22 protein-coding genes and 2 tRNA genes are annotated in these 24,822 nt (G+C 71.9%); 13 read left to right on the top strand and 11 right to left on the bottom strand.

Annotated elements, in window-relative coordinates; all coding sequences use genetic code 11:
• Positions 1-65 precede the first annotated feature (65 nt).
• From ACFV4P_RS19605 to ACFV4P_RS19595, 3 genes are all read left to right on the top strand, one after another.
• On the top strand, positions 66-983 hold the full coding sequence (locus ACFV4P_RS19605) for a hypothetical protein (RefSeq protein ID WP_380472713.1): 918 nt from the start codon (positions 66-68) through the stop codon (positions 981-983).
• A 266-nt stretch (positions 984-1,249) separates the two neighbouring features.
• Positions 1,250-1,378 carry a DLW-39 family protein gene (locus tag ACFV4P_RS19600; protein ID WP_014137031.1) on the top strand — a complete coding sequence of 43 codons (129 nt, stop codon included), beginning with the start codon at positions 1,250-1,252 and terminating at the stop codon, positions 1,376-1,378.
• Between the two features lie 108 nt (positions 1,379-1,486).
• Positions 1,487-1,559, top strand: a tRNA-Ala gene (locus ACFV4P_RS19595).
• A gap of 75 nt (positions 1,560-1,634) precedes the next feature.
• Here the strand turns inward: ACFV4P_RS19595 and ACFV4P_RS19590 are convergent.
• Complete coding sequence (locus tag ACFV4P_RS19590; RefSeq protein ID WP_380472710.1) at positions 1,635-2,546, bottom strand: DUF5324 family protein; 912 nt, start codon at positions 2,544-2,546, stop codon at positions 1,635-1,637.
• Between the two features lie 166 nt (positions 2,547-2,712).
• Here ACFV4P_RS19590 and ACFV4P_RS19585 point away from each other — a divergent pair, with 166 nt between their 5' ends.
• Both ACFV4P_RS19585 and ACFV4P_RS19580 read left to right on the top strand, forming a co-directional pair.
• A complete protein-coding gene (locus tag ACFV4P_RS19585) occupies positions 2,713-3,240 on the top strand; it encodes a peptidylprolyl isomerase (protein ID WP_073807081.1) in 528 nt (175 codons plus the stop codon).
• A 156-nt stretch (positions 3,241-3,396) separates the two neighbouring features.
• On the top strand, positions 3,397-4,272 hold the full coding sequence (locus ACFV4P_RS19580; RefSeq protein ID WP_380472707.1) for a rhomboid family intramembrane serine protease: 876 nt from the start codon (positions 3,397-3,399) through the stop codon (positions 4,270-4,272).
• Between the two features lie 258 nt (positions 4,273-4,530).
• On the opposite strand, the gene crgA is transcribed toward ACFV4P_RS19580, so the two are convergent.
• Complete coding sequence (gene crgA, locus ACFV4P_RS19575; RefSeq protein ID WP_073807079.1) at positions 4,531-4,788, bottom strand: cell division protein CrgA; 258 nt, start codon at positions 4,786-4,788, stop codon at positions 4,531-4,533.
• 180 nt (positions 4,789-4,968) lie between these two features.
• On the opposite strand from crgA, the gene ACFV4P_RS19570 reads away from it, so the two are divergent.
• From ACFV4P_RS19570 to ACFV4P_RS19550, 5 genes are all read left to right on the top strand, one after another.
• On the top strand, positions 4,969-5,712 hold the full coding sequence (locus tag ACFV4P_RS19570; protein ID WP_083646481.1) for a DUF881 domain-containing protein: 744 nt from the start codon (positions 4,969-4,971) through the stop codon (positions 5,710-5,712).
• Between the two features lie 75 nt (positions 5,713-5,787).
• Positions 5,788-5,973 (top strand): hypothetical protein, encoded by a 186-nt coding sequence (locus ACFV4P_RS19565; RefSeq protein ID WP_380473190.1) that lies wholly within the window; start codon positions 5,788-5,790, stop codon positions 5,971-5,973.
• A gap of 53 nt (positions 5,974-6,026) precedes the next feature.
• Positions 6,027-6,689 (top strand): aminodeoxychorismate/anthranilate synthase component II, encoded by a 663-nt coding sequence (locus ACFV4P_RS19560; RefSeq protein ID WP_380472704.1) that lies wholly within the window; start codon positions 6,027-6,029, stop codon positions 6,687-6,689.
• A gap of 4 nt (positions 6,690-6,693) precedes the next feature.
• The gene (locus ACFV4P_RS19555; protein WP_380472701.1) at positions 6,694-7,641 is read left to right on the top strand and encodes a class E sortase; all 948 of its coding nucleotides are present in this window, start codon (positions 6,694-6,696) and stop codon (positions 7,639-7,641) included.
• Between the two features lie 57 nt (positions 7,642-7,698).
• Positions 7,699-8,385, top strand: coding sequence for a class E sortase (locus ACFV4P_RS19550; protein WP_380472698.1), 687 nt, complete (start codon positions 7,699-7,701; stop codon positions 8,383-8,385).
• Positions 8,386-8,453: 68 nt separating this feature from the next.
• Here the strand turns inward: ACFV4P_RS19550 and pknB are convergent, their stop codons facing one another.
• The 6 genes from pknB to ACFV4P_RS19520 all read right to left on the bottom strand — a co-directional run bounded on the left by pknB (position 8,454) and on the right by ACFV4P_RS19520 (position 16,721).
• Positions 8,454-10,487 carry a Stk1 family PASTA domain-containing Ser/Thr kinase gene (gene pknB / locus ACFV4P_RS19545; protein WP_380472695.1) on the bottom strand — a complete coding sequence of 678 codons (2,034 nt, stop codon included), beginning with the start codon at positions 10,485-10,487 and terminating at the stop codon, positions 8,454-8,456.
• 293 nt (positions 10,488-10,780) lie between these two features.
• Positions 10,781-12,235, bottom strand: coding sequence for a peptidoglycan D,D-transpeptidase FtsI family protein (locus tag ACFV4P_RS19540; RefSeq protein ID WP_380472692.1), 1,455 nt, complete (start codon positions 12,233-12,235; stop codon positions 10,781-10,783).
• Positions 12,232-13,719: an FtsW/RodA/SpoVE family cell cycle protein gene (locus tag ACFV4P_RS19535; RefSeq protein ID WP_380472689.1), complete on the bottom strand. Its 1,488-nt coding sequence runs from the start codon at positions 13,717-13,719 to the stop codon at positions 12,232-12,234. Before ACFV4P_RS19535 ends, ACFV4P_RS19540 begins: the two co-directional genes overlap by 4 nt.
• Positions 13,720-13,748: 29 nt before the next feature.
• Positions 13,749-15,269 (bottom strand): protein phosphatase 2C domain-containing protein, encoded by a 1,521-nt coding sequence (locus ACFV4P_RS19530; protein ID WP_380472687.1) that lies wholly within the window; start codon positions 15,267-15,269, stop codon positions 13,749-13,751.
• Between the two features lie 45 nt (positions 15,270-15,314).
• On the bottom strand, positions 15,315-15,842 hold the full coding sequence (locus ACFV4P_RS19525) for an FHA domain-containing protein (RefSeq protein WP_380472684.1): 528 nt from the start codon (positions 15,840-15,842) through the stop codon (positions 15,315-15,317).
• Positions 15,843-15,854: 12 nt separating this feature from the next.
• Positions 15,855-16,721, bottom strand: coding sequence for an FhaA domain-containing protein (locus ACFV4P_RS19520; RefSeq protein ID WP_380472681.1), 867 nt, complete (start codon positions 16,719-16,721; stop codon positions 15,855-15,857).
• Between the two features lie 351 nt (positions 16,722-17,072).
• Here ACFV4P_RS19520 and ACFV4P_RS19515 point away from each other — a divergent pair.
• Positions 17,073-17,156 (top strand) — tRNA-Leu (locus ACFV4P_RS19515).
• Between the two features lie 104 nt (positions 17,157-17,260).
• Here ACFV4P_RS19515 and ACFV4P_RS19510 read toward each other — a convergent pair.
• Both ACFV4P_RS19510 and ACFV4P_RS19505 read right to left on the bottom strand, forming a co-directional pair.
• Positions 17,261-18,403, bottom strand: coding sequence for a sensor histidine kinase (locus tag ACFV4P_RS19510; protein WP_380472679.1), 1,143 nt, complete (start codon positions 18,401-18,403; stop codon positions 17,261-17,263).
• Positions 18,400-19,068 (bottom strand): response regulator, encoded by a 669-nt coding sequence (locus ACFV4P_RS19505; RefSeq protein ID WP_380472677.1) that lies wholly within the window; start codon positions 19,066-19,068, stop codon positions 18,400-18,402. The genes ACFV4P_RS19510 and ACFV4P_RS19505 overlap by 4 nt, the downstream gene beginning before the upstream one ends.
• Before the next feature lie 180 nt (positions 19,069-19,248).
• Here ACFV4P_RS19505 and ACFV4P_RS19500 point away from each other — a divergent pair, with 180 nt between their 5' ends.
• Both ACFV4P_RS19500 and ACFV4P_RS19495 read left to right on the top strand, forming a co-directional pair.
• Entirely contained in the window at positions 19,249-21,039 is a 1,791-nt protein-coding gene (locus ACFV4P_RS19500) for a phosphatidylglycerol lysyltransferase domain-containing protein (RefSeq protein ID WP_380472674.1), read from the top strand.
• Positions 21,040-21,256: 217 nt separating this feature from the next.
• Positions 21,257-22,021 carry a hypothetical protein gene (locus ACFV4P_RS19495; protein WP_380472672.1) on the top strand — a complete coding sequence of 255 codons (765 nt, stop codon included), beginning with the start codon at positions 21,257-21,259 and terminating at the stop codon, positions 22,019-22,021.
• A 13-nt stretch (positions 22,022-22,034) separates the two neighbouring features.
• On the opposite strand, the gene ACFV4P_RS19490 is transcribed toward ACFV4P_RS19495, so the two are convergent.
• The gene (locus ACFV4P_RS19490; RefSeq protein ID WP_380472671.1) at positions 22,035-24,728 is read right to left on the bottom strand and encodes a SpoIIE family protein phosphatase; all 2,694 of its coding nucleotides are present in this window, start codon (positions 24,726-24,728) and stop codon (positions 22,035-22,037) included.
• Positions 24,729-24,822 lie beyond the last annotated feature (94 nt).

Raw genomic sequence — 24,822 nt, 5'->3', positions numbered from 1 at the left:
CGCCCGCCCCGGGCACCCGGGCGGTTTCCCCCGTCACGTCTTCTTTCACCCTGTGAGGCATTCCCATGTCCATGGAAGCCGCCCTGCTCGAATCCAGGACGCTCCGAAGCGGCCTGTGCGAGCGCACCGAAGTCCTCGACGAGGTCAAGGCCCTCGTCCTGCTGTCCGACGGACTGCACGTCACCACGCGGATGGTCGCCGACTACTTCGGGGTCGGTGAGAAGGCCGTCTACAGCCTCGTCGGCCGCCACCGCGAAGAGTTGGAGAGCAACGGGTACGTCGTCCTCAGGTCTGTGGGCAACCCCGACAACCAGAGTGACAAGGTGTCACTCTGGCAGGTCGGAGGCCTGCCGCAGGCGGAAGCGGGCGATCCGTCCGTGAGCCCTGTGGATAACTCGGCCGACCAGACCTTCAAGATGAAGGTCTGGCAGGTCAGTGACCTGGAAGGCCCCGCCGGGCGTCGTCCCCAGGGCGGCGGGAACGGTATCGCGCTGTACTCGCGGCGGGCCGTGCTGAATGTCGCGATGCTGCTGCGGGACAGCGAGGTCGCCCGTGCGGTCCGCAGCCGGCTGCTCGATCTGGTCGAGCGGGCTGCGGAGCCGCCGGGGGTGCGGCCGTTCCGGGCGCGGCCGTGGAAGCGGTGGAGCGAGCTGCGGTGGGACGAGGAGGAAGCGGTGCGGCGGGATCCGGCCGTGGCGGCGTGGCGGCGGCGGATCGACGGGCTGGAGCCGTTCGAGGAGTGCCTGCCGGCCGCGCCGCCGGTGGGGGAGGAGTGGGTGGATGTCGCCGAGCCGGCCGACGCGCTCGGGTCGGTCGACCGGCGGTTGGAGGCGCAGGGCGTGGTGATCTCCGCGATCAGTGCGCGGGTCGCCCGGCAGGAGTCGCGGCTGGACGCCCACGGCGGCCGGCTGGACGCGCTGAGCGAGGACGTCCGGGCGATCCGGCGGGATGTCGCCCTTCTGCGCAGGCGTCGTCGCGGATAGTTGCCGGGTGTTCGAAAGGCCCGTCGCCGGTGCGGAACCGACGGCGGGCCCGACTCGTCGGTACTCGGGGGAGGGAGTGGGCTCGCAGTCCGATGACCGTACTGGTTCGGAAGCGTCAAAGGCGCTTGCAGATCGGCCGGTTGACGGTGGCGGGGGCCGCTTCTGAACCGGTTACCGGTGTGTATCATCGGCCCCAGGGCGGTCTTCAGCCTGACCGCTGGTTCGTACCCTTACATCCAAGCAAGCAAGAAGGACGAGGTCCCGCGGTGAAGAAGCTTCTCCTGGTCGCCCTGGTCGCCCTCGGCGGCTTCTTTGTCTACCGTCAGGTCCAGGCGGACCGCGCCGAGCAGGACCTGTGGACCGAGGCGACCGACCCGGTCCCGGCCGGCCGCTGAGCTGACGCACGAGTCTTCCTCGGACCGGCCCGCGGAGCACCTGCCGGGGCCGGTCCGAAACCCGCGTGGGGCGTTGCCCAGGAGCGGGTAGGCTAGTGCCCGTTGCTCGGGGCCTTAGCTCAGTTGGTAGAGCGCTGTCTTTGCATGGCAGATGTCAGGGGTTCGACTCCCCTAGGCTCCACTCGATACGACTCCGCCCGACCGCACCAGCTGCGGTCGGGCGGAGTCGTTTTCTGCTCTCCGGGCCTGCGCCGTTTCAGTGCGGCTTGCGCGGGTCGTGCGGCTTCGGACGGTCGTCCTCCTCGGCGGGACGGCCGACCGACGGGCCCGACTTCGGCGCGGGCGAGGCGCCGGCCGCCTCCGAGGCCTCGGCGGCGTCCGCGGCCTCCGGACCGTCGTTCGGGACGGAGCCGTTCAGGGTGGCCCCGCCGACCGGCGCGCCGGTGGCGGTGCCGGGCCGGGCGGCGCCGGCGGCGGTGGCGGTGGCGGTGGCGGATGGGGCGGTGGCGGGCTCCGGGGGCTCGACCAGCCACTCGGGATTGTTCTGCTTGCGGAGCCACTGCCAGGCCACCACGCCGGTGCCGATGGCGACGGCGCCGGCCACCGCGAGGCCGGTCGCCCAGCCGTTGCACCGCTTCTTCTTGGCGTTCTTGGCGGCCAGTTCGCCGATCTCGGCGGCGCTGACGTTGCCCTGCAGCGCGGTGATCGCGGCGGCGCCGCGGGACTGGGCCTCCTGGGCGAGCGGGACGACGCTGTCCTTGGCGGCGTGGAAGGTCTCGACGACCTTGGGGGCGACGTTCGTCCGGGCCTGGCAGGCGGCCTGACCGGCCGACAGCTTGGCGGCGAGCGCGGCTTCCTGGGCCCGGTGGACGGCCTTCAGGGCGGCCTTCTGGGTGTCCGGGGGGAGGCTGAAGAAGGCCTGCTCCAGGTGCGGGGCGAGGTGCTTGACGTACTGCACCCGGGCGGCCTGCGCGGCCTGGCCGGCTCCGCTGCGGGCCTGGGCGCCGGCGGCCGCGGCCTTCGGGCCGAGCGCCTCCAGCTTGGGGCCGAGCACCTGCTTGGCCTCCTCGGCGTAGTGCAGGGCGGTCTCCTTCGCGGAGGCGGCGTAGGGCGCGACGGCGTCCTTCGCCCGTGCGGCGGTCTCGCGCGCAGTGTCCGTACGGCTCACGGGCTTCTCCTTCTCGGCGGGTGTCCGGCGTTGTCCGGTATGCACCTTTCCACCTGATAGGAGATCATGCATCCTGCTTATCTGCCGAGCACCTTCGACTGAGCCGTCTGCGGCGATCATGGGATGATTCCCCGGATAGTCAGCTGAAAGACAGGAAGGTACTCCCGTGGCCGAGGAACTCACCGCCACCCTGAAGACGAACCGCGGCGATATCGTGGTGAAGCTCTTCCCGAACCACGCCCCGAAGACCGTGGCGAACTTCGTCGAGCTGGCCGAGGGCACTCGCGAGTGGAAGAACCCGGAGACCGGCGAGGTGGCCGCCAAGCCGCTGTACGACGGCACCGTGTTCCACCGTGTGATCGACGGCTTCATGATCCAGGGCGGCGACCCGCTGGGCAACGGCACCGGCGGCCCGGGCTACAAGTTCGCCGACGAGTTCCACCCGGACCTGTCGTTCGACCGCCCGTACCTGCTGGCCATGGCCAACGCCGGCCCGGGCACCAACGGCTCGCAGTTCTTCATCACGGTGGCCCCGACCACCTGGCTGAACCGCAAGCACAGCATCTTCGGCGAGGTCGTGGACGCGGCCAGCCAGAAGGTCGTGGACGCGATCGGTACCACCGCCACCACCAAGCCCTACGACCGCCCGGTCCAGGACGTGGTGATCGAGTCGGTCGTCGTTTCGCGCGGCTGATTCGCGACCCTGCCGCCCTTCGGGGCGGTCCCGCGCGCCCCGGCGCGCAGTAGCCTGGACGGTCCCGGCGGTGCCCCGTTTCGCGCGGCGGCGGCGCCGGGACCGTTTCGTCGAGGAGGGACTGCGCCGATGCTTCCGGAGGAACCCGTGCGGCCGATGCCCGTGGACAGCCAGGGATCCGGGCTGCCCCGGTGCCACCGGCACCCGGAGCGGGAGACGGGCGTGTCCTGTGCCCGGTGCGGGCGGCCGGTCTGCCCGGAGTGCATGGTGTCCGCCTCGGTGGGCTTCCAGTGCCCGGACTGCGTGCGCGGCGCGGCCGAACAGGCGCCCCGGCAGCGGACCTCGTTCGGCGGGGTGCTGGCGCTCGGCGACGGGGCGCTGGTCACCAAGGTGCTGATCGGTCTGAACCTGCTGGTGTTCCTGCTGACCGAGTACGTCTCCAGGGACTGGCAGGTCAAGCTGGGCCTGGTCAGCTGGGCGCCGCTGCCGGGCCTGCGGTACGGCATGGCCGAAGGTCCGCAGGAGTGGTACCGGCTGGTCACCGCGATGTTCGTGCACGGCGGCCTGCTGCACATCGCGACCAACATGTTCTCGCTCTGGGTGCTCGGGCCCCAGCTGGAACGGGTGCTGGGCCGGGTGCGGTTCGTCGTGCTGTACCTGGTGTCGGGCATCGTGGGCAACGCGCTGTCGTTCCTGCTGACGGCGGGGCCCCACCAGCTGTTCACGGTCGGCGCGTCCGGGGCGATCTTCGGTCTGCTGGGCGCCACCGCGGTGCTGTTCCGGGTGCGCCGGGTGCCGATGCAGCCGGTGATCGCGCTGCTGGTGGTGAACCTGGTGATCACGTTCTCGCTGAAGAGCATGATCGACTGGCGGGCGCACATCGGCGGCCTGGTGGCGGGCGCCGTCATCGCCGCGGGCATGATGTACGCCCCACGGGCGCACCGGAACCTGGTGCAGGGGTTGACGACGGTCGCGGTGCTGGCCGTCGGCCTGGCGCTGGTGCTGCTGGGGATGGCCCGCCTGCCGGGCTGATCGGCGTCCTCCCGCGCTGTCCACAGGCGGTGCGCGGCGGCGATTGGATTTCCCCGGTCTACGCGCGTTATCCTGCTGCGTTGCGAGTTATCCACAGGACCGGCGAAGTTTTCCCCAGTGTGGACAACCCTGTGGATAAACGTTCGGACGCTCCGTGACCGGCCGACGCCCGGGCGCGCCGAACACCGCCCCGGCCCGGAGGTCGAGGCGGTGCGGAGGCGGATCAGGCCGACAGCCGCCCGGTGGGCGGCAGGGGCCTCACTTCCACTGCGTGGAGACGCCGAATCCCGCCGCGATGAAGCCGAAGCCGGCCAGGATGTTCCAGTTGCCCCAGCTGCGGACCGGCCAGGTGCCGCTGGTCACGTAGTAGCTGACGATCCAGGCCAGGCCGATCAGGAACAGCACCAGCATCAGCGGTGCCACCCAGCTCCGGTTGCCGGAGCCGATCTTCACGGGGGTCGCGGCGGTCGGCGGCGGCGTGTAGTCGGCCTTCTTGCGGAGTCGAGACTTCGGCACGAGGGGCTCTCCTGTCGATGCGCTGTGACCGCGCAGGTGGTCAGTGGGGGCGAGGTGGCACACGGGACCGGATCCGTACGGTCGGAGCTCCGCACATGCCACCGGCGTCCGTTAGCGTAGTGGCTCGCCGGGTCTGAGGGAGATAAGGGTACGGTGCCTGATTCCACGATTTCTTCGCCGATCCCGGCTGCGCGCCCGCGCCGGGGTCGAATTGTCGGACGTGCCCTGACCTGCACCGTCTTCGCACTCGCCGGTCTGCTGTTCTACGTGAGCGGTCGGACCGCCCACGGCACCGACCTGCGCACCGACAACTCGCTGCTCAAGCTCAGCGACGTCATACAGCAGCGGTCCACCCAGAACCAGCAGCTCCAGGAGCAGGTCGCCGCCGACCAGGACCGGGCCGACGGCCTGGCCCGCGAGCAGGGGCAGAGCCCGGACGACGCCGCCCGGCTGGCCGCGCTGCAGCAGGCCGCCGGGCTGGACCCGCTGCACGGGCCCGGGCTGACCGTCACGCTGGACGACGCCCCGCCGAACGCCACCGCCCGGATCCCCGGCGTCCCCGAACCCGGGGTGAACGACCTGGTGATCCACCAGCAGGACATCCAGGCCGTGGTGAACGCGCTCTGGCGGGGCGGCGCCGAGGGCATCCAGGTGATGGACCAGCGGCTGATCTCCACCAGCGCCGTCCGCTGCGTCGGCAACACCCTGCTGCTGCAGGGCCGGGTCTACTCCCCGCCGTACGTGATCCGCGCGGTCGGCCGGAGCGACGCGCTGCGCGCCGCGGTGGACGCCGACCCGACGATCCGCAACTACCTGGGCTACGTGGCCGCCTACGGACTGGGCTGGAAGGTCCAGGAGGGCAACGAGCTGAGCCTGCCAGGGTACGCCGGATCGATCGACCTGCGGGCCGCCTCCGCCCAGTAGGCCGCCGCGCGGGGTTCGTTGCGCGGATACCCGCCTGGGGCGGGCGGGTGGGCGTCTACGCTTGGGGCGACCCGAGTGACGAGGAGCACCATGTACGGCTGGATCTGGCGGCATCTTCCGGGCCCTTCGCCGGTTCGTGCGCTGATCGCGCTGGCGCTCGTCCTCGGAGTGGTCTACGTCCTGTTCCAGTTCGTGTTCCCGTGGGCCGAGCCGCTGCTCCCCTTCGGGAACGTGACGGTGGACCAGGGCGCCGGCGGCTGAACCGGCTCCGGTTCCGCCCGCCCTTCGACGCACGCACACCCCAGGAGTTAGCGATGACCTCCGCCGGCCACCCGCCCCGGATCCTCGTGGTCGACAACTACGACAGCTTCGTCTTCAACCTCGTCCAGTACCTGTACCAGCTGGGCGCGGTCTGCGAGGTGGTCCGCAACGACCGGCTGACGGTGGCTCACGCCCGGCCCAGGGAGGGCGCGGAGGGCTACGACGGCGTGCTGCTGTCCCCCGGGCCCGGGACGCCGGAGGAGGCGGGCGTGTGCGTGGAGATGGTGCACCACTGCGCGCGGATCGGGCTGCCGCTGTTCGGGGTGTGCCTGGGGCTGCAGTCGATCGCGGTGGCGTACGGCGCGGTCGTCGGCCGGGCCCCCGAGCTGCTGCACGGCAAGACCTCCCCAGTGGTGCACGAGGACGGCGGGGTGTTCGAGGGCCTGCCCTCGCCGCTGACCGCGACCCGCTACCACTCGCTGGCCGTCGAGCCCGACACCGTGCCCGCCGAGCTGGTGGTCACCTCGCGCACCGACAGTGGCGTGATCATGGGCCTGCGGCACCGTGAACTGCTGGTCGAGGGCGTCCAGTTCCACCCGGAGTCGGTGCTCACCGAGGGCGGGCATCGGATGCTCGCCAACTGGCTGGCCGAGTGCGGGTTCCCGGAGGCGGTCGGCCGTTCGGCCGGCCTCGCCCCGGTGATCGGCCGGAGCTGACCGGATGACCGCCGTGCGCCCGGAGCGGGGCGTCCCCGAGGAGATGGGCGAGCCGGACGGCTGGAGCGTCTACGAGCCGGCCCCGGAACAGACCCTGCAGCTGCGGCTGCCGCCCACCGAGCCGGACCGGGCCGCGATACCCGGGCCGGACGACGGCGCCGGACGGCGGCGCGCCCAGGGGCCGGTGGGCCTGCGGGCGGGCACCGGCCGACGGCGGGCGTCCGGGCGGGCCCAGGGGCCGCGTCCGCCGCGGCCCAAGGAACGCAAGCGGGTGGTGCTGGCCCGCGTGCTGGGGGAGCTGTTCATCTCCCTCGGCGTGGTGATGCTGCTGTTCGTCTCCTACCAGCTGTGGTGGACCAACGTGGTGGCCGACAACGCCGCCAACGCCGCCGGCAAGAAGCTGGAACAGCAGTGGGCGCAGCCCGCCGCACCGTCGACCGACGGGACCACGCCCGCGCCGCCGACCACGTTCGAGCCCGGCAAGGGCTTCGCGATCATCCACATCCCGAAGCTGGACCTGAGCTACCCGATCGCCGAGGGCACCAACAAGCAGCAGGTGCTCGACAAGGGGCTGGTGGGCCACTACTCCGGCACCGCGATGCCCTCCGACCAGGCCGGCAACTTCTCGGTCGCCGCGCACCGCACCACGCACGGCCAGCCGTTCCGGGAGATCGGCAAGCTCGTCCCGGGGGACAAGATCGTGGTGGAGACCGCGACCGCCTACTACACGTACGAGGTGGCGGGCGGCATCCCGGAGACCCCGCCGAGCAATGTGTCGGTGATCCAACCGGTGCCCAAGGGCTCGCCGTTCACCGCGCCGGGCCGCTATCTGACCATGACGACATGCACGCCGGAGTTCAGTGCCCGGGGAAGGCTGATCGTGTTTGGCAAGATGGTCGACGAACGGCCGAGGAGCCAGGGGCAGCCGGAGGCGCTGACCGGGCAACACTGAGCAGCGAGGCACGGCACCATGGGCAAAGCCATTCGGGGCGGGCGAGGACGCGGACGGGTGGCTACGGCCCTGGGCCTGATGGGGGAGCTGCTGATCACCCTCGGCCTGGTGCTGGCCCTGTTCGTCGGGTACTCGCTCTGGTGGACGGACGTCGTCGCCGAGGCGGCCGCGGGCCGGCAGGGCGACCGGCTGCGGCAGACCTGGAGCGCCCCGGCGGCCGCGCCCGGCGACCAGGCCCCCGCCCCGCAGTACGAGGCGGGGGACGGCGTGGGCTTCCTGCACGTCCCGGCCTTCGAGAAGAGCGACCAGACCATACTGATCCGGATGGGCACCAGCACGGAGGTGCTCAACGAGGGCGTGGCCGGGGTCTACGAGGAGCCGTACCGCTCGGCGATGCCCTGGGACGCCGAGGGCAACTTCGCGCTGGCGGCGCACCGGGACGGGCACGGCGCGAAGTTCCACGACCTGGACCGGCTCGGCGAGGGTGACGCGGTGGTGGTGGAGACCCGGGACGCCTGGTACGTGTACCGGGTCGCGGGGACGCTGCAGCAGACCTCCAAGTACAACGTGGGCGTGGTCGCGCCCGTCCCCGAGGGCTCGCCGTTCACCGGCCCGGGCAAGTACCTGACGCTGACCAGCTGCACGCCCGTGTACACCTCCCGCTACCGGATGGCCGTGTGGGCGCAGCTCGTCCGCATCGACGCGATGGACACCCATCGCACCCCGCCGCCCGAGATCCGCTGACGCCCGGTCGACGAGAAGGGGCCGCGCCGTCGTCGGACGGTGCGGCCCCTCTCACTGTGCGGTGCCGGTCAGGGCGTGCCCGGCGTCTTGTCGGCGGGCTTGAGCCACAGCGTCACGGTGTCGTCCGCGGTGATCTGCGTCCCGGCGCTCGGGGTGAAGTTGTAGACGATCGCCTGCGGGTCCTGGGGGCCCATCAGCTGGTACTTCGTGATCCCGTTCGCGGTCAGCGCCTTGATCGCGTCGGACAGCTTGAGGTTCTGCAGCGGCGGCACCGTCATCTTGTCGGCCAGCTTGCCGATCGTGAGGGTGACCTTGGTGTTCTTCGCGACCGGGCCGGTCTTGTCCTGGGCGATGACCTGGCCGACCTTGGCCTGGTCGGCGGCGCTGACGGTCTTGGTGACCACGGCCACCTGCAGGCCGAGGTCGGAGAGCGCCTGGGAGGCGTTGTCCTGGGACTGCCCCACCAGGTTCGGCACGGTGACCTTCTGCTGGCCGGAGGAGACCACCAGGGTGATGCTGGCGTTGGCCGCGGCCTTGCCGTTCACCGACTGCGAGATGACCTTGTCCGGCTCGACCTTGTCGTCGTTGCTGTAGTTGACGGTGACCTGGAAGCCCTTGCCGGTCAGGGTCGCGGTGGCGGCGTCCTTGGTCTGGCCGGTGACGTCGGGGACGTCGACCTGGGCCGGGCCGGAGGACAGGTGCACGGTGATCTTGCCGGTGGCGGCGATCTCGGTGCCCGAGGCCTGCTCCTGGGTGCAGACCTGGTCCTTCTGGATCTTGGTGTCGGGGCAGGCGATCGGGTCGCCCGCGACCACGGTGAGCGAGGAGTTCTGCGACTTGGCCGCGGCCTCCGCGTCGGAGAGCGTCTTGCCGATCAGGTTCGGGACGGTGGTCTTGGCGGTGGAGCCGGTCTTCACCATCGCCTGCACCACGAAGAACGCGCCGACCAGGACCAGCACCGCCGCGACGGCGAGCACGATCCAGGAGGTGTTGCTCTTCTTCGGCTGCTCCTCGCGCCGGCGGCCGGCCCGGCCCTCGTAGCCGTCGTCGTCGTAGCCGCCGCCACCGTTGCCGTAGCCGTCGTCCTGGTAGCCGCCGTAGGGGGCGGGCTGCTGGTGGCCGACCGGCGGCAGCATGGTGGTGGGGCCGCCCTGCTGGGGCAGCATGTTGGTCTGGCCGTAGGGGTCGTACTGCGCGCCCTGGTCGTAGCCGTAACCGCCCGGGCCGGCCCCGTAGGCGGCCTGCTGGGCGGCGGCGACCGGGAGGCCGTCGAGGAAGCGCTCGATGTCGTCGCGCATCTCGTCGGCGGACTGGTAGCGGTAGTCGCGCTCCTTGGCGAGCGCCTTCAGCACGATCGCGTCGATCTCCGGGCGCACCTCGGGGTCGTACACGGACGGCGGCGAGGGCTCCTCGCGGACGTGCTGGTAGGCCACCGCGACGGGGGAGTCGCCCACGAACGGGGGACGCACCGTGAGCAGTTCGTACAGCAGGCAGCCGGTGGAGTACAGGTCGGAGCGGGCGTCGACGGTCTCGCCCTTGGCCTGCTCGGGGGAGAGGTACTGGGCGGTGCCGATGACCGCGGAGGTCTGCGTCATCGTCATGCCGGCATCGCCCATCGCACGGGCGATGCCGAAGTCCATCACCTTGACGTTGCCCTGCCGGGTCAGCATGACGTTGGCGGGCTTGATGTCGCGGTGCACGATGCCGGCGCGGTGCGAGTACTCGAGCGCCTGAAGGATGCCGATGGTCATCTCCAGCGCGCGCTCGGGCAGCAGCCGCCGCCCGGTGTGCAGCAGTTCGCGCAGGGTGGAGCCCTCGACGTACTCCATCACGATGTACGGGATGGAGATCCCGTCGATGTAGTCCTCGCCGGTGTCGTAGACGGCAACGATGGCGGGGTGGTTGAGGGAGGCCGCGGACTGTGCCTCACGGCGGAAGCGGGCCTGGAACGAGGGGTCGCGGGCCATGTCGGTGCGGAGGGTCTTCACTGCGACCTGGCGGCCGAGCCGGGTGTCGTGGGCGAGGTACACCTCGGCCATGCCACCGCGTCCGAGAACGCCGCCGAGCTCGTACCTGCCGCCTAGGCGACGAGGCTCTTCCATATCTCCGACCCTCTCCCCCACCGGCCGGTGAGGATATGACGTAGTGTCCCCGCACGCTCTGTCTTGACGCGGCCGCCGCCGCGGTGGTTTCACGGTGTCGGCGAGCCCGCGGGGTGGCCGCGGGCCGGCTGCGGGTACACCCGCTGCTGGCGAATACGCTACCGGGCGAACCTCACCGCCCTCGTGCAGGCAGCCAGCTGAGACCAGACCGGTATCGACCAGGACCGTCCCATTGTGACAATTCCGGCCACCGATCGAGGATCGATGGCCGGAATGTGACGGATACGACCGACCTACTTCCCGAGCGCCGCCTGCATCATCGCCTTGGCGATCGGCGCGGCCAGCGAGCCGCCGGAGATCTGCTGCGCCTCGCTGGAGCCGTCCTCGACCACCACCGCGACGGCGACCTGCTTGCCGTCCTGGCCCTTGGCGTAGGAGACGAACCAGGCGAACGGCAGGCCCGAGTTGTCCTGGCCGTGCTGGGCGGTGCCGGTCTTGCCGCCGACCGTCACGCCCGGGATCTTCGCGTTCGTGCCGGTGCCGTGCTGCACCACCGACTCCATCAGCTGCTGGAGCTTCTGCGCGGTGGCCGGCGAGACCGCCTGCGACATCTGGCGCTCGGTGTGGGTGGAGATCACGTTCCCGGCCGAGCCCTCCTGGGCGACCAGGTAGGGCTCCATCAGCGAGCCGTTGTTGGCGATCGCCGCGGCCACCATGGCCATCTGCAGCGGGGTGGCCCGGGTGTCGTGCTGGCCGATCGCGTCCATCGCGGTGCCGTCGGGCTTGGAGCCGGACGGGAAGTGGCTGGCGTCGGCCCGGATCGGGACGGTCACTTCCTTGTTGAAGCCGAACTTCTCGGCCTGCGCCCGCAGCTTGTCGCCGCCCAGCTCGGCGCCCATCTTGCCGAACACCGTGTTGCAGGACAGGTCCATCGCGTGCTGCACGGTGGCGTTCCCGCAGTCCTCGGTGGGGCTGGCGTTGATCAGCGGGGTGCTGGTGCCGGGCAGGATGTACTGGTCCGGGGTGTCGGTGACGTCCGACGGGCTCTGGTACTTGCCGGTCTCGAACGCGGTCGCCGCGGTGACCAGCTTGAAGGTCGAGCCGGGCGGGTAGGTCTCGCGCAGCGCCCGGTTCAGCATCGGCTTGTTCGGGTCGCTGTCGAGTGCCGTCCAGGCCTTCTCGTCGTCCTTGGTGCCGCCCGCGAAGGTGCTCGGGTCGTACGACGGGGTGGAGACCAGCCCCAGGATCGCCCCGGTCTTCGGGTCGATGGCGACCGCTGCGCCCTTCTTGTTGCCCAGCCCCTCGAAGCCGGCCTTCTGCACCTTGGGGTCGATGGTGGTGACCACGTCGCCGCCCTGCTTGGGCTTGCCGGTCAGCATGTCCAGGGTGTTGCGGAAGAACAGCCGGGAGTCGGTGCCGGAGAGGATGCCGTCCTCCAGCTTCTCCAGCTGGCTGGCGTCGTACGTCTGCGAGGAGTAGCCGGTGACCGGCGCGTACATCGGCCCGTCCACCCAGGAGCGCTTGTACTTGTAGCGCAGTCCGTTGACGAAGTCGGACTTGGTGACGGCCTGGCCGCCGACGATGATGTTGCCGCGCGGGTAGGCGTACTTGTCGTACTTGGTGCGGTCGTTGTGCGGGTTGTTGGCCCACGTCGACGCCTGAACGCCCTGCACCCAGTTCACCCGGAGCATCAGGGCCAGGATCAGGACCAGGCAGAAGATCGACACCCGGCGGATCGGCTTGTTCACGAGGTCGCTCCCCTGCTCTCGTCCGGCGCGCCCGGGCCGGCCCCGAGCCGTTCCGGCCCGGCCGGTTCCGGGATGGCGGCCGGTTCGACGGCCGGCCGGCGGGCGGTGTCGCTGATCTTCATCAGGATGGCGATCAGGGCCCAGTTCGCCACCAGCGAGGATCCGCCCTGGGCGAGGAACGGCATGGTCATACCGGTCAGCGGGATCAGGCCGGTGACGCCGCCCGCGACCACGAACACCTGCAGCGCGAACGCCGAGCTCAGGCCGACCGCCAGCAGCTTGCCGAACGGGTCGCGGGCCGCCAGTGCGGTGCGCAGGCCGCGCTGCACCACCAGGCCGTAGACCATGAACAGTGCCATCAGGCCGGCCAGGCCCAGCTCCTCGCCGAACGAGCCGAGGATGAAGTCGCTCTTCGCCGCGAACTGGATCAGCCAGCTGCGGCCCTGCCCCAGTCCGGTCCCGAGGGTGCCGCCCGAGCCGAGCGACATCAGGGTCTGCCCGATCTGCTCCGAGGACTGCGAGGGCGGCTTCGGCCCGAACGCCGCCATCGGGTCGAGCCAGGCGTTGATACGGGTCTTCACGTGCGGTTCGGCGGAGGCCACCACGGCCGCGCCGCCGAGCGACATGGTCAGACCGAAGACGATCCAGCTGGTCCGCTCGGTGGCGACGTACAGCATCACCACGAACAGGCCGAAGAACAGGAAGGAGCTGCCCAGGTCGGTCTCGAACACCAGGATCAGGATCGACAGCAGCCAGACCACCACGATCGGGCCGAGGTCGCGCCCGCGCGGCAGGTACAGGCCCATGAACTTGCGGCTGGCCAGGGCCAGGGCGTCCTTCTTGACCATCAGGAAGCCGGCGAAGAACACCGTCAGGATGATCTTGGCGAACTCGCCGGGCTGGATCGAGAACGAGCCGAAGCGGATCCAGATCTTCGCGCCGAAGTCCTCGGCCCGGGACGGGAAGAAGGCCGGCGCGGCCAGCAGCACCAGCGCCACCACCATCGAGATGTAGGTGTAGCGCTGCAGGATCCGGTGGTCCTTCAGCAGGATCACCACGCCGATGAACATCGCCACGCCGAGCCCGGACCACATCAGCTGGTTGGGCGCCGCCGGGAAGTTCTTGATCAGCAGCTTGCCGGCCTTGTCGAGCCGCCAGATCATCACCAGGCCGAGCCCGTTCAGCAGCGTCGCCAGCGGCAGCAGCAGCGGGTCCGCGTACGGCGCGAACCGCCGTACCGCCAGGTGCGCGACCAGCGCCAGCGCGCTCATGCCCAGCCCGACCTTCAGCATGCCGGCGGGCAGGCTGCCGTCCATCGCCAGGCCGACGTTGGCGTACGCCAGCATCGGGATCGCCAGCGCGAAGCCCAGCATCAGGAGTTCGGTGTTGCGCCGGTTCGGGGCGTCGCCCGCCGAGGACCGGCCGACGGCGCGGCGCCGCCCGGTGGTGGGCGTGCGGCCGCTGCTCACGTCGAATGTGCTCATGCCTGGAAAACCCCCGGGATCGCCCGCGGCTACTGCCCGGAGCAGGAAACGGCGAGTTGCTGTTCCTGCTCGGTCAACGGCGGGGCGGACGGCGTGGCGTCCCCGGTGGCCGGGGCGGCCTTGGACTCGGCGACCTTCTTGCAGACGTCGGCCTGCGCGCGCAGCGTCTCGACCTGCTTCCGGGCGTCGTCCAGGCTGCTCGCCTGGATGTTCTTGGCGACCTGGTCGCGCTGGAACGCGGGCAGGTACTTCAGCTCCACGTCGGTGAACTGCTGGTAGACCGAGCTGAGCTTCAGTCCGGCCAGGTTCTGGTCGGTGCCGCGGAACACGGCGAGGTGGCCGTTGTCGGTGCCGACGTAGTACTGGCTCTGGTTCCACTGCCAGGCGAAGAAACCGCCGCCGCCGAGCAGCGCGAGCACCAGCACCCCGATCAGGGTGAACTTCAGGCCGCTCTTCTTCTTGCGCCGGCTCGGCGGGGCCTCGCCCTCGTACGGGTCGGGGTCGCCGTACTCGGCGCCGTCGCCGGGCGGGAAGCCCGCCGGGTCGCCGTAGCCGCCGGACTGGTCGAAACCGTCCTGGTAGCCCTCGGCGGGGCCGAAGTCGCCGGCCGGGGCGCCGTAGCCACCGGGCTGGTCGTAGCCGCCCTGGTAGCCCTCGGCGGGCCCGAAGGCGCCCTGCGGGGCCTGCGGGGCGCGGCCGAGGCCGGCCGCGCGACCGGCGGGCGTGTCCAGCAGGTGCGGGTCGTGCATCGGGTTCGCCTGGGTGTCGGCGACCGCGCCGACCACCTCGGGGGCCTGCTTGACCTGGCCGCTGAGGGTGTCCGTGGCGCCGACGTCGATCACGTCCGCGACGATGCAGGTGATGTTGTCCGGGCCGCCGCCGCGCAGCGCCAGCTGGATCAGCTCCTGGACGGTCTGCTGCGGCGCGTAGTAGCTGCCGAGCGTCTCCTCCAGGGTCTGGTGGCTGACCGGGCCGGACAGGCCGTCGGAGCAGATCAGGTAGCGGTCGCCGGCCCGGACCTCGCGGACCGACAGGTCGGGCTCGACCTGGCCGCGGCCGTCCAGGGCACGCATCAGCAGCGAGCGCTGCGGGTGGGTCTCGGCCTCCTCGGCGGTGATCCGGCCCTCGTCGACCAGCCGCTGCACCCAGGTGTGGTCCTGGGTGATCTGGTCGAGCCGGCCGTCCCGCAGCAGGTAGGCGCGGGAGTCGCCGATGTGCACCTGGCCCATCCGGTGGCCGTCCCACAGCAGCGCGGTGAGGGTGCAGCCCATGCCTTCGAGCTGCGGGTCCTGGTCGACCATCTGGCGCAGCCGGTCGTTGGCGGTCTGCACCGCCTCGCCCAGCAGGGACAGCAGGTCGGCGCCGGGTTGTTCCTCGTCGAGGCGGACGATCGACCCCAGCACCTCGGAGGAGGCGACCTCACCGGCCGCCGCCCCGCCCATGCCGTCGGCCACCGCGAGCAGCCGGGGTCCGGCGTAGCCGGAGTCCTCGTTCCCCTCGCGGATCAGGCCCTTGTGCGAGCCGGCGGCGAAGCGCAGCACGAGACTCATGCTGTCCGGGCCCTCCTTCGGGTGGAGCTGGTCCTCATGCGCTGACTACTTCCGCAGTTCGATGACGGTCCTGCCGATTCGGATCGGCACCCCGATCTGGAGCGGCGTCGGCGTGGTCAGCCGCTGTCGGTCCAGATAGGTGCCGTTGGTGGAGCCTAGATCCTCCACGGTCCACTGCCCAGCCTGATCCGGGTAGATCCTGGCGTGACGGGAGGACGCGTAGTCGTCGTCCAGGACGATCGTGGAGTCGTGTGCCCGGCCCAGCGTCACGGTCTGGCCGTGCAGGGCGACCGTGGTGCCCGCCAGCGACCCCTGGGTCACCACCAGGTGGGTGGGCTGGCCGCGGCGCTGCCGGGCCTGCTGCTGCTGTTGGGCGCCGCCGGGCTGCCCCTGCGGCGGGCGGCCCGCGCCGGCCGCGGTGGGGGCGGCGGGCGCGGCCCGGTGCCCGGAGCGCGGGGCGGCGCTCTTGGTGGTGAACAGGTCGCTGCGGATCACCTGCACCGCGACGATGACGAACAGCCACAGCACGGCGAGGAAGCCCAGCCGCATGACCGTGAGGGTCAGATCAGACATACCGGCCCGCTTCTACCCTTCGACCTGTCGGTAGACGATGGTGGTCGACCCCAGGACGATCCGGGAGCCGTCGCGGAGCGTAGCGCGCTGGGTGTGCTGCCCGTCCACCACGATGCCGTTGGTGGAGCCGAGGTCCATGACCATCGCGGGCGTACCGGGGCGGATCTCCGCGTGCTTGCGGGACACCCCGGGGTCGTCGATCCGGATGTCGGCCTCGGTGGAGCGGCCCAGCACGACCGCGTTCTGGCTGATCTGGTGGCGGGCGCCGTTCACCTCGATCCAGCGCCGGGTGCCGGCGCCGCCGTGGCCCGCGCCGGGGAACGGCCGGACGTTGTTGCCGGGGGCCGGCGGGGCGGGCGGCATCGCGGGCGGGGCGGAGGGCGGCGGCGGAGCGCCGTACGGGGCGCCGCCGCCCTGCTGCCAGGGCGCGCCCGGGGCCGGCGGCGTCGGCGGGCGGCCGTAGCCGGGCGGGGCGGCGGGCGGCGCGGGCTGCTGCTGCGGCTCCTCGGCCGTCAGCGTGCGGCTGCGCACCCGGTACAGGCCGGTGTCCAGGTCGTCGGCCTTCTCCAGGGCGACCTGCAGCGGGCCCATGAAGGTGTAGCGCTGCGCCTCGGCGTACTCGCGGACCATGCCGGCGAGCTCGTTGCCGAGCTGCCCGGCGTAGGGGCTGAGGCGCTCGTGGTCGTGCGGGCTGAGTTCGACGATGAAGTCGTTCGGGACGACCGTGCGGTCCCGGTTCCAGATGCTGGCGTTGTTGTCGCACTCGCGCTGCAGGGCGCCGGCGATCTCCACCGGTTGGACCTCGGACTTGAACACCTTGGCGAAGGTGCCGTTCACGAGACCTTCGAGTCGCTGCTCGAACTTCTTCAGGACTCCCACGGTGCACCCCCTTTCAGGGCGTCGGTCGGGCCGGCTTCTCGGCTGGAAAGCGGTACTTCCGTACTGATCGTATCCACGCCCGGCCCTTCCGTACGGTTCCCCGGCCAGGTCGCGCCCGGAGGGTACCCACTGGACGGTCCGCTCACCCGTTCGGCCCGGCCCCCGGTTGCGGCCCGGCGGGAGGCGTGCAGGGGGCCCGGCGGAATGGATTCGCAGGTGGGGCTCGGGGCGTGCTAATGTTTTCCATGTCGGAAGGGGCACCCGCAAGGGAGCCGAACGGAAGACCCGGAGAGATGCGCTAAGCTTCTCGAAGAGTCGAAAGAGCGACAAGCTCCCGAAGACAACACCCATGCGCGGGTGGCGGAATAGGCAGACGCGCTGGATTCAGGTTCCAGTGCCCGAAAGGGCGTGGGGGTTCAACTCCCCCCTCGCGCACAGCGAAGCCCCGCAGATCTCAGGATCTGCGGGGCTTTTTGTTGTTCCCGGAAATGCCGCCCGAGCCCGCGTCGCCGGCGCGGGCTCGGGCGGGCAGTACGGACTCAGGCGGGCAGCACGGCGTGCAGGGTGAAGCCGCCGTCGGGGGTGGGGCCGGCGGTGAAGGTGCCGCCGAGCAGAGCGGCGCGTTCGCGCAGGCCGACCAGGCCGTGTCCGCCGCCGGGCAGCGGCGCGGCGGGGGCGGGGCCGGTCGGCGGGCCGTTGCGGACCTCGACGTGGAGCTTCTCGCCGCGGGCGGCGACCCGGACGGTGACCTGGGCGCCGGGGGCGTGCTTGCTGATGTTGGTGAGGCCCTCCTGGACGGTCCGGTACGCGGCCCGTTCGACGGCCTCGGGCCAGTCGCGGCGGCCGGGGTCGAGCCGGTGGGCGACGGGCAGGCCGCTGCCGCCGATCAGCCGGGGCAGGTCGGCGAGGGTGGGCTGCGGGCTGAGCGGGGTGCCGTTGCGGGCGCCGTCGGCGCGCAGCACGCCGACCATCTGACGGAGTTCGTCCAGGGTGCGGACGGAGAGTTCGCGGACGGTGCGGGCGCCCTCCCGGGCGGCCGGGTCGGTGCTGGCGACCTGGATCGCCCCGGCCTGGATGGAGATCAGGCTGACCTGGTGGGAGACCACGTCGTGCATCTCGCGGGCCAGCCGGGCGCGTTCGGCGGTCAGCACCCGTTCGGCGATCAGCCGGCTCTCGCGCCGGCGGCCCTGGGTGAGTTCGGTGACGCGTTCGTCGAGTTCGCGGCGGGTGCGGGTGAGCATGCCGAGCGCGGCCGGTCCGGCGCCGAGCATCACGCACTGGATGGCGTACAGCGCGTTGTCCCGGCTGAGTGCGAACAGGTCCGGGGCGAAAGGCCAGTGGAAGAACTCGACCAGGGCGAAGGAGACCGCGCAGGCGACCGGGATCCGGGGCTTCGGGTAGGCGGCGGAGACCGCGTACACGGCGGTGAGCGGGGCCAGCCAGATCTCGTTGAAGAACGCGCCGGGCAGCGCGAGCAGGGCGACCGTCAGCGGGTAGCGGCGGCGGGCGAGCAGGGCGAGGACGGACAGCGCGGACAGGGCGATCTGCCAGGGTTCGGAGCCCTTGGCGACCAGGGCGGAGTCGACCGCGGCGGCCGCGACCGGGACCAGCAGGGTGGTGCGGGGGGAGCGCAGCCAGGCCCGGCGTCGCGGGACGGCGGCCGCGGCGGCGGCGTCGGTCACTCCCCGTCCCGGCGTTCGCGGACCAGGCCGGCGCGGTGCGCGACGACGGCGGCCTGGACCCGGTTGGCGGCGCCGAGCTTGGCCAGGATGGCGCTGATGTGGTCCTTGACGGTGCCGGTGCCGAGGAACAGGCGGTCGGCTATCTCGGCGTTGGAGAGGCCCTCGCCGAGCAGCGCCAGCACGTCGAGTTCCCGGCCGGTGAGCCGGTGGGTGAGGGCGGTGGCGGTGAGGTCGGGGCCGCCGCCGTCGACGTAGCCGGTGATCACGGTGCGGGCGACGGTCGGGGAGAGCACGCTGCCGCCGGACGCGAGCACCCGGACGGCGTGCACCAGCTGTTCGGGCGCGGTGTCCTTGAGCAGGAAGCCGGCCGCCCCGGCGCGCAGCGCGGTGCCGATGTACTCCTCGGTGTCGAAGGTGGTGAGCATCGCGACGACGGGCGGGTCGGGCAGCGCGCGCAGCCGGCGCAGCACGCTGATGCCGTCCAGGTCGGGCATCCGGACGTCGAGCAGCACCACGTCCGGGGAGAGCGCCAGGGTCTGCTGCTCGGCCTGGCCGCCGGAGCAGCCGCCGACGACCTCCAGGTCGGGTGCGGAGCCGACGATGAGGCCGAGCCCGGAGCGGACCAGCACCTCGTCGTCCACGATCAGGACCCGGGTCGGCGGCATGTCTCTCCCTCGTGGGGGTTTCGGTTCGGTCCCGGGAACGGCCCGGGACCCCCGCCGATCGGCGGGGGTGGGAATCCGCTACCGGATTCACGCAATTCTCATCTCCGCTGGGCAACCATGGAAATCGGGGCCGAGTGCGCAGACTGCGCGCGGATGCGCCCCGAGTTTCGATCGTCTGGAATGGTTGCTGTGTCCACAGTGAAGACGGCTGCCTCGGCCGTGTCCCCCACCCGGGGCGAAGGCCCCGGTCCGCTGGAGCGCTGGCGGCGCCGGGCCGCCGGATCGACGGTCTGGTACCTGCGACTGGTCGCGCTGCTCAACCTGGTGGCGGTGCTGTCGGTGCCGTTCCGGAACCAGGTGCAGCGTCACAACGAGGGAGAGTTCTTCACTCCCTACCTGGTCACCGCCGGGCTGACCGCGGTCGCGCTGTCGCTGTTCCTGGCGGTGGCGATGCGGCGCCGCAAGCGGGCGGCGTGGATCTTCAACACCGTCGCGGCGGGGCTGACCTTCGCCACCTTCCTGGCGCTGCTGGTCTGGGGGGAGCACTTCACCTCGCACCCCCTGAACTGGTTCTCGGTGGTGCTGACCGGTCTGTTCCTGGTGGCGCTGCTGGTCTCGCGCCGGGAGTTCACCTCCAAGGGCGACCGCTCCAACCCGAAGACCGCGGTCGCGGCGGGCGTCGGCGGCGTGCTGCTCGGCGGCCTGATCGGCTCGGTGCTGGTGCAGCTGACCAACCACATCAGCGGGGCGGGCTTCGGCACCCGGTTCAGCTACTCCGTGCACCGGATGATCACCGTGACGCCGTCGGCGAAGGTGATCGACGTGGTCTCCGTGCCGACCTGGGTGAACGCGGCGATCAACGTGATGGGCGCGCTGCTGTTCCTGGGCGTGGTGTACGTGACGTTCCGCTCGCCGCGCGGCGAGGAGCTGCAGACCGACGAGGACGAGCAGAAGCTGCGCGAGCTGCTGGAGAAGCAGGGCGAGCGGGACTCGCTGGGCTACTTCGCGCTGCGCCGGGACAAGGCCGTGGTCTTCTCGCCGAGCGGGAAGGCGGCGATCGCCTACCGGGTGGTCGGCGGCGTCACGCTGGCGTCCGGCGACCCGATCGGCGACCCGGAGGCCTGGCCAGGCGCGATCGACGCCTGGCTGGCGGAGGCCCGCGAGCACGCCTGGGTGCCGGCCGTGATGGGCGCCTCCGAGGAGGCCGGGGTGATCTACGCCCGGCACGGCCTGGACGCGCTGGAACTGGGCGACGAGGCGATCGTCGAACTGGACGAGTTCTCGCTGGACGGCCGCGCGATGCGGGTGGTCCGGCAGGCCTACAACCGGGTCAAGCGGGCCGGGTACACGGTGCGGATCCGCCGCCACGAGGACATCCCGGAGACGGAGATGGCCGAGCTGGTGACCAAGGCCGACCACTGGCGCGACGGCGCGACCGAGCGCGGCTTCTCGATGGCGCTCGGCCGGCTCGGCGACGCGTGCGACGGACGCTGCGTGATGCTGGAGTGCTTCGACGGGGACGGCGAGCTGCGGGCGCTGCTGAGCTTCGTCCCGTGGGGCGTGCACGGCCTGTCGCTGGACCTGATGCGGCGCGACCGGGACAGCGAGAACGGCCTGATGGAGTTCATGGTCATCGAACTCCTGCAGCGCGCGAAGGAGGTCGAACTGGAACGGGTCTCGCTGAACTTCGCGATGTTCCGGTCGGTTTTCGAGCGCGGCTCCAAGCTGGGCGCCGGACCGGTGCTGCGGCTGTGGCGTTCGGTGCTGGGATTCTTCTCCCGCTGGTGGCAGATCGAGTCGCTGTACCGGGCGAACGCGAAATACCGGCCGATCTGGGAGCCGCGGTATCTGCTCTTCCAGAAGAGCAGCGAGATTCCGCGGATCGGTATCGCCTCCGCCCGCGCGGAGGGTTTCATCACGGTGCCGACCATGCCGGCGCTGTTCCGGCGACGGCACGCCCGCAAGGGCTGAGCCACGGGCTTCCGGGCCCGACGGGTCCGGGACGGTGGTCCCTCCGCCGGGGGGCGGAGTGGGCCGGGAGATCAGACTCCGGTAGGACGTGATCGGGCTTCGAAGCTGATGCCCTTGATACGTCCGCTGCGTAGTGTCGAAGAAGAGGCGTGGAACGAGGCGCGAAACAGGACGGACGTCGGGAAAAGCCGTACGTCGGAAACGGGAGAACCGGGACGTGAAGCAGAACACCCACGCGGGGGGCGTGCGATCGGGGCCCGGGGCGGTATTCCGCCGGGCCGCGGTCGCCGAGTGGGGGGCGCTGTTCGGCGCCGTGAAGGAACAGGTGCTGCGGCGGAAATTCGCGGCGGTGCCGTTGGCGACCGCGGCGACCGCGCTGGTGCTGCTGTTCTCGATCGTCCAGCACCTGCCGGGCGGGGACCGGTTCGTCGCGGACATCGGGGTGGTGAAGGCGGCGCTGCCGCTGGACCTGTCGCTGCTGCGCACGCCGCTGTCGCTGTACGTGCCGGCCCTGGACCTGCCGGTGTGGGGGGCGCTGGCGCAGGTGTTCCTGGTGTTCGGGGTGGCGGAGATCGTGTTGGGGCGGCGGCTGACCCTGGTGGTCGCGTACGTCTGCACCCTGGCGGGGACGCTGTTCGCCCGGCTCGCGGTGGCGCTCGGCCCGCACCACCTGCTGGGGTTCCCGCGCTGGGTGGCGCACGTGCGCGACACCGGGCCGTCGGCGGCGGTGGTGGCGCTGGCCGTGGTGGTGGCGTTCCGCTGCCGGGCCTGGTGGACGGGCGGCGCCGTGGTGCTGGCGATGGTGGCGGAGGCGGCGCTGCTGCCGAACCTGGCGGGTCTGGAGCACCTGGTGGCGATCAGCACGGCGGTGGTGATCGCGGTCTGGGTCGAGGTGTTCGGCGACTACTGGCCGCGGGTGCTGTCCGGGGTCGGCGCGGCCGCCTCGGTGGCGCAGGGCGGGGCCAGGGCCGTCACGCCCTGACCCCGACGGGGGCTCAGCCGCGGGGCAGCGGCATCTCGAAGTAGACGACCTTGCCGACCGCCTTGCGGGAGGTGCCCCACTTCTCGGCCAGCTTGCTGACCAGGTTCAGACCGCGGCCGTGCTCGGACAGCGAGTCGGCGGGCTCCAGCGACGGCAGGTTGTGGTTGTCGTCGCTGACCTCGACCAGCAGCTTGTCGACCCTGATCAACTGAAGCTGCACCTCGGAGCGGGCCACCCGGACGGCGTTGGTGACCAGTTCGGACACCAGCAGCTCGACCGTCTCGCCGATGGCCGTCAGTTGCCAGGCGGCGAGCTGGTCGCGCACCAGGCGGCGGGCCCGGCCGACCTCGGCCTCGGTGACGCCCAGCTGCCAGGTGGCGACCTCGGTCGGCGGGACGCCGTCGAAGCGGGCCACCAGCAGCGCGATGTCGTCCTGCCGGTCGTCCGAGTGCAGGGTGTTCAGCACGGTGTCGCAGGCCTCGTCGGGGGTCTGCTTGGGGTCGATCAGGTTGCCGCACAGCGCGGCCAGACCTTCTCCTATGTCGCCGCCGCGGACCTCGACCAGGCCGTCGGTGCACAGCACCAGCATCGAGCCGTCCGAGACGTCGATCCGGGTGGCGACGAACGGCACCCCGCCGACGCCGATCGGCGCGCCCGAGGGCAGGTCGAGCAGTTCGCCGCGTCCGTCGGGGTGGACCAGGACCGGCGGGACGTGGCCGGCCGAGGCGAGCTCGCAGGTGCGGTTGATCGGGTCGTAGACGGCGTACAGGCAGGTCGCCAGGTGGTCGTCGCCGATCTTCAGGGCCAGGTTGTCGAGGTGGCGCAGCAACTGGCCGGGTGGCAGGTCGAGGGCGGCGAGGGTCTGCATGGCGGTGCGGAAGCGGCCCATCGCGGCGGCCGAGTGCAGGCCGTGGCCCATCACGTCGCCGACCACCAGGGCGACCCGGCTGCCGGGCAGCTGGATGGCGTCGAACCAGTCGCCGCCGACCTCGGCCTTGCGGTCGCCCGGCATGTAGCGGTGGGCGATCTGCACGCCGGGGATCTTCGGCGGGCGGGTGGGGATCATCGAGCGCTGCAGGGTGGTGGCGACCTTGGACTCGGCGCGGTGCAGCCGGGCGTTGTCCAGCGACAGGGCGGCGCGGGCGGCGATCTCCTTGAGGGTGTCGGCGTTGGCGCGGGTGAACGGCGCCCGGTCTGACAGCCGCAGCAGCTTGAGGATGCCGAGCACCGCGCCGCGGGCGGACAGCGGCAGCACCAGCATCGACCGGCCGACCACGGTCGGCTCCAGTTCGGGGCCGCCCAGCGAGGCCGCGTAGTCGACCGCGACGTCCGCGGAGATCAGCGGCACCAGCACCGGCTGGTTCTCCTGCAGGGCCAGCCCGGGCGGGGTGGCGCGCGGCATGGTGAGCAGCGAGCCCTCGTCCAGGACGTGGTTCCAGCGCGGCGAGCCGGCGTTGAAGGTGCGGGCGACGCGGCGCAGCACGGTGCGGTCGTCGGGCGGGTCGGCGGGCAGTTCGCCGTCCGAGAGCAGCCCGTCGAGGACGTCCACGCAGGCGAAGTCGGCGACCCGGGGGACCAGCACCGCGCACAGCTCGCGGGCGGTGGTGTCCAGGTCGAGGGTGGTGCCGACCTGGCTGCCGACCGAGGCCAGCAGCGCGAGGTCGCCGTCGTCGGGCAGGCCGCGGACCACCTCGACGCCGGCGCGGGCGGCCCTGGCGGGGCCGGGCACGGCGGCCGGGGCGGTGGCCGGTTCGGGTGGGGCGGCGGCGGGGTCGATGGCGGGGCCTCCCGGGGTCGGGCCGTGGGCGGCGGCTTCGCGTGGGCTGGGCACGGTGCTGCCGGGCACCCGCGCGTTCTCCGCGGACCCGGCAGCCTGTATCCGTACCCCGAGCGGGGCGCGGGCACCCGTGCCGCGCTGCGGCTCCGCAGGGCGCCGGACGGTGCGCTCGCGCTGCTGGGCGGCCCGCTGCTGCGGGGTCGGGTAGCGGCGGCCGATGCCGGCGGCGACCCGCGCGGTGCCGGACGGCCCGCCCGGCGAGGACTGGTACGGGGCGACCGCGAGCAGCGTCGCGCCGTCCACCCGCAGGGCCGGCGGGCCGGCCGCGGACAGGGCGGCCAGCAGGCGGGCACGGCGTTCCGCGGAGCCCGGCGGCAGCAGCGCGGCCAGCGCCTCGGGGGCCTGCCCGACGGGCGGCGCGAGGGCGGCCGCGACCTGCTGCGGGCGGGCCGAGGCGGGCGCGGCGGTGTACGGGACGAGACGCTCGCCGAGGGCGATCCGGGGGCCGGCGGCGCGCAGCGGGCCGGCGTCGGCGGCCAGCACCAGCAGTGCGCGGCCGGCCGGTTCGGCCAGCGGGTAGGCCCACCAGAGGATGTCGCGCGGCCGTTCCTCGCGGTCGTGCACCGTCATCCCGCCGGCCCACGGGCCGTCGGCGGTGAGGTCGTCGAGGGTGTCGAAGGCGTCGCAGCGGTGTGCGGGGGCGTCCGAGTCGTGGCGGGGGCAGAGGGCGGGCAGCAGGCCGTGCGCGGTACGGCCGACGGCGACGGCCGCGCGATGGCCGAAGAGTTCCTCCGCGGTGCGGTTCCACACCGCGATCCGGCCGTCCGGATCGACCAGCACGGCGGCCACCCGCAGCAGCGCCACCACCCCGGCGGGGAGGCCGCCCGGCAGGTCCGCCCGGTCGGGTGCGGAAATGGGCTGGTCCACCATGGATATCGGTCTGCCCCTTTGAGTTCTTGCTGCTCCTCCTGGCCGGTGCGCGCGTCCTTGCGTGCGTCCTCCAATGAAGCACGGAGATGCCAAT

Origin of the sequence: Kitasatospora sp. NPDC059795, from assembly GCF_042732175.1 — a bacterium.
Lineage (GTDB): Bacteria > Actinomycetota > Actinomycetes > Streptomycetales > Streptomycetaceae > Kitasatospora.
This window is presented reverse-complemented; position numbering and strand designations above follow the sequence as displayed.

Coding starts and splice junctions, on each gene's coding strand:
- ACFV4P_RS19535 (WP_380472689.1), bottom strand. CDS start 13,719: ATGAGCACATTCGACGTGAGCAGCGGCCGCACGCCCACCACCGGGCGG.
- ACFV4P_RS19525 (WP_380472684.1), bottom strand. CDS start 15,842: ATGTCTGATCTGACCCTCACGGTCATGCGGCTGGGCTTCCTCGCCGTG.
- ACFV4P_RS19490 (WP_380472671.1), bottom strand. CDS start 24,728: ATGGTGGACCAGCCCATTTCCGCACCCGACCGGGCGGACCTGCCGGGC.
- ACFV4P_RS19560 (WP_380472704.1), top strand. CDS start 6,027: ATGACCTCCGCCGGCCACCCGCCCCGGATCCTCGTGGTCGACAACTAC.
- ACFV4P_RS19505 (WP_380472677.1), bottom strand. CDS start 19,068: ATGCCGCCGACCCGGGTCCTGATCGTGGACGACGAGGTGCTGGTCCGC.
- ACFV4P_RS19605 (WP_380472713.1), top strand. CDS start 66: ATGTCCATGGAAGCCGCCCTGCTCGAATCCAGGACGCTCCGAAGCGGC.
- ACFV4P_RS19555 (WP_380472701.1), top strand. CDS start 6,694: ATGACCGCCGTGCGCCCGGAGCGGGGCGTCCCCGAGGAGATGGGCGAG.
- ACFV4P_RS19500 (WP_380472674.1), top strand. CDS start 19,249: ATGGTTGCTGTGTCCACAGTGAAGACGGCTGCCTCGGCCGTGTCCCCC.
- pknB (WP_380472695.1), bottom strand. CDS start 10,487: ATGGAAGAGCCTCGTCGCCTAGGCGGCAGGTACGAGCTCGGCGGCGTT.
- ACFV4P_RS19580 (WP_380472707.1), top strand. CDS start 3,397: ATGCCCGTGGACAGCCAGGGATCCGGGCTGCCCCGGTGCCACCGGCAC.
- ACFV4P_RS19530 (WP_380472687.1), bottom strand. CDS start 15,269: ATGAGTCTCGTGCTGCGCTTCGCCGCCGGCTCGCACAAGGGCCTGATC.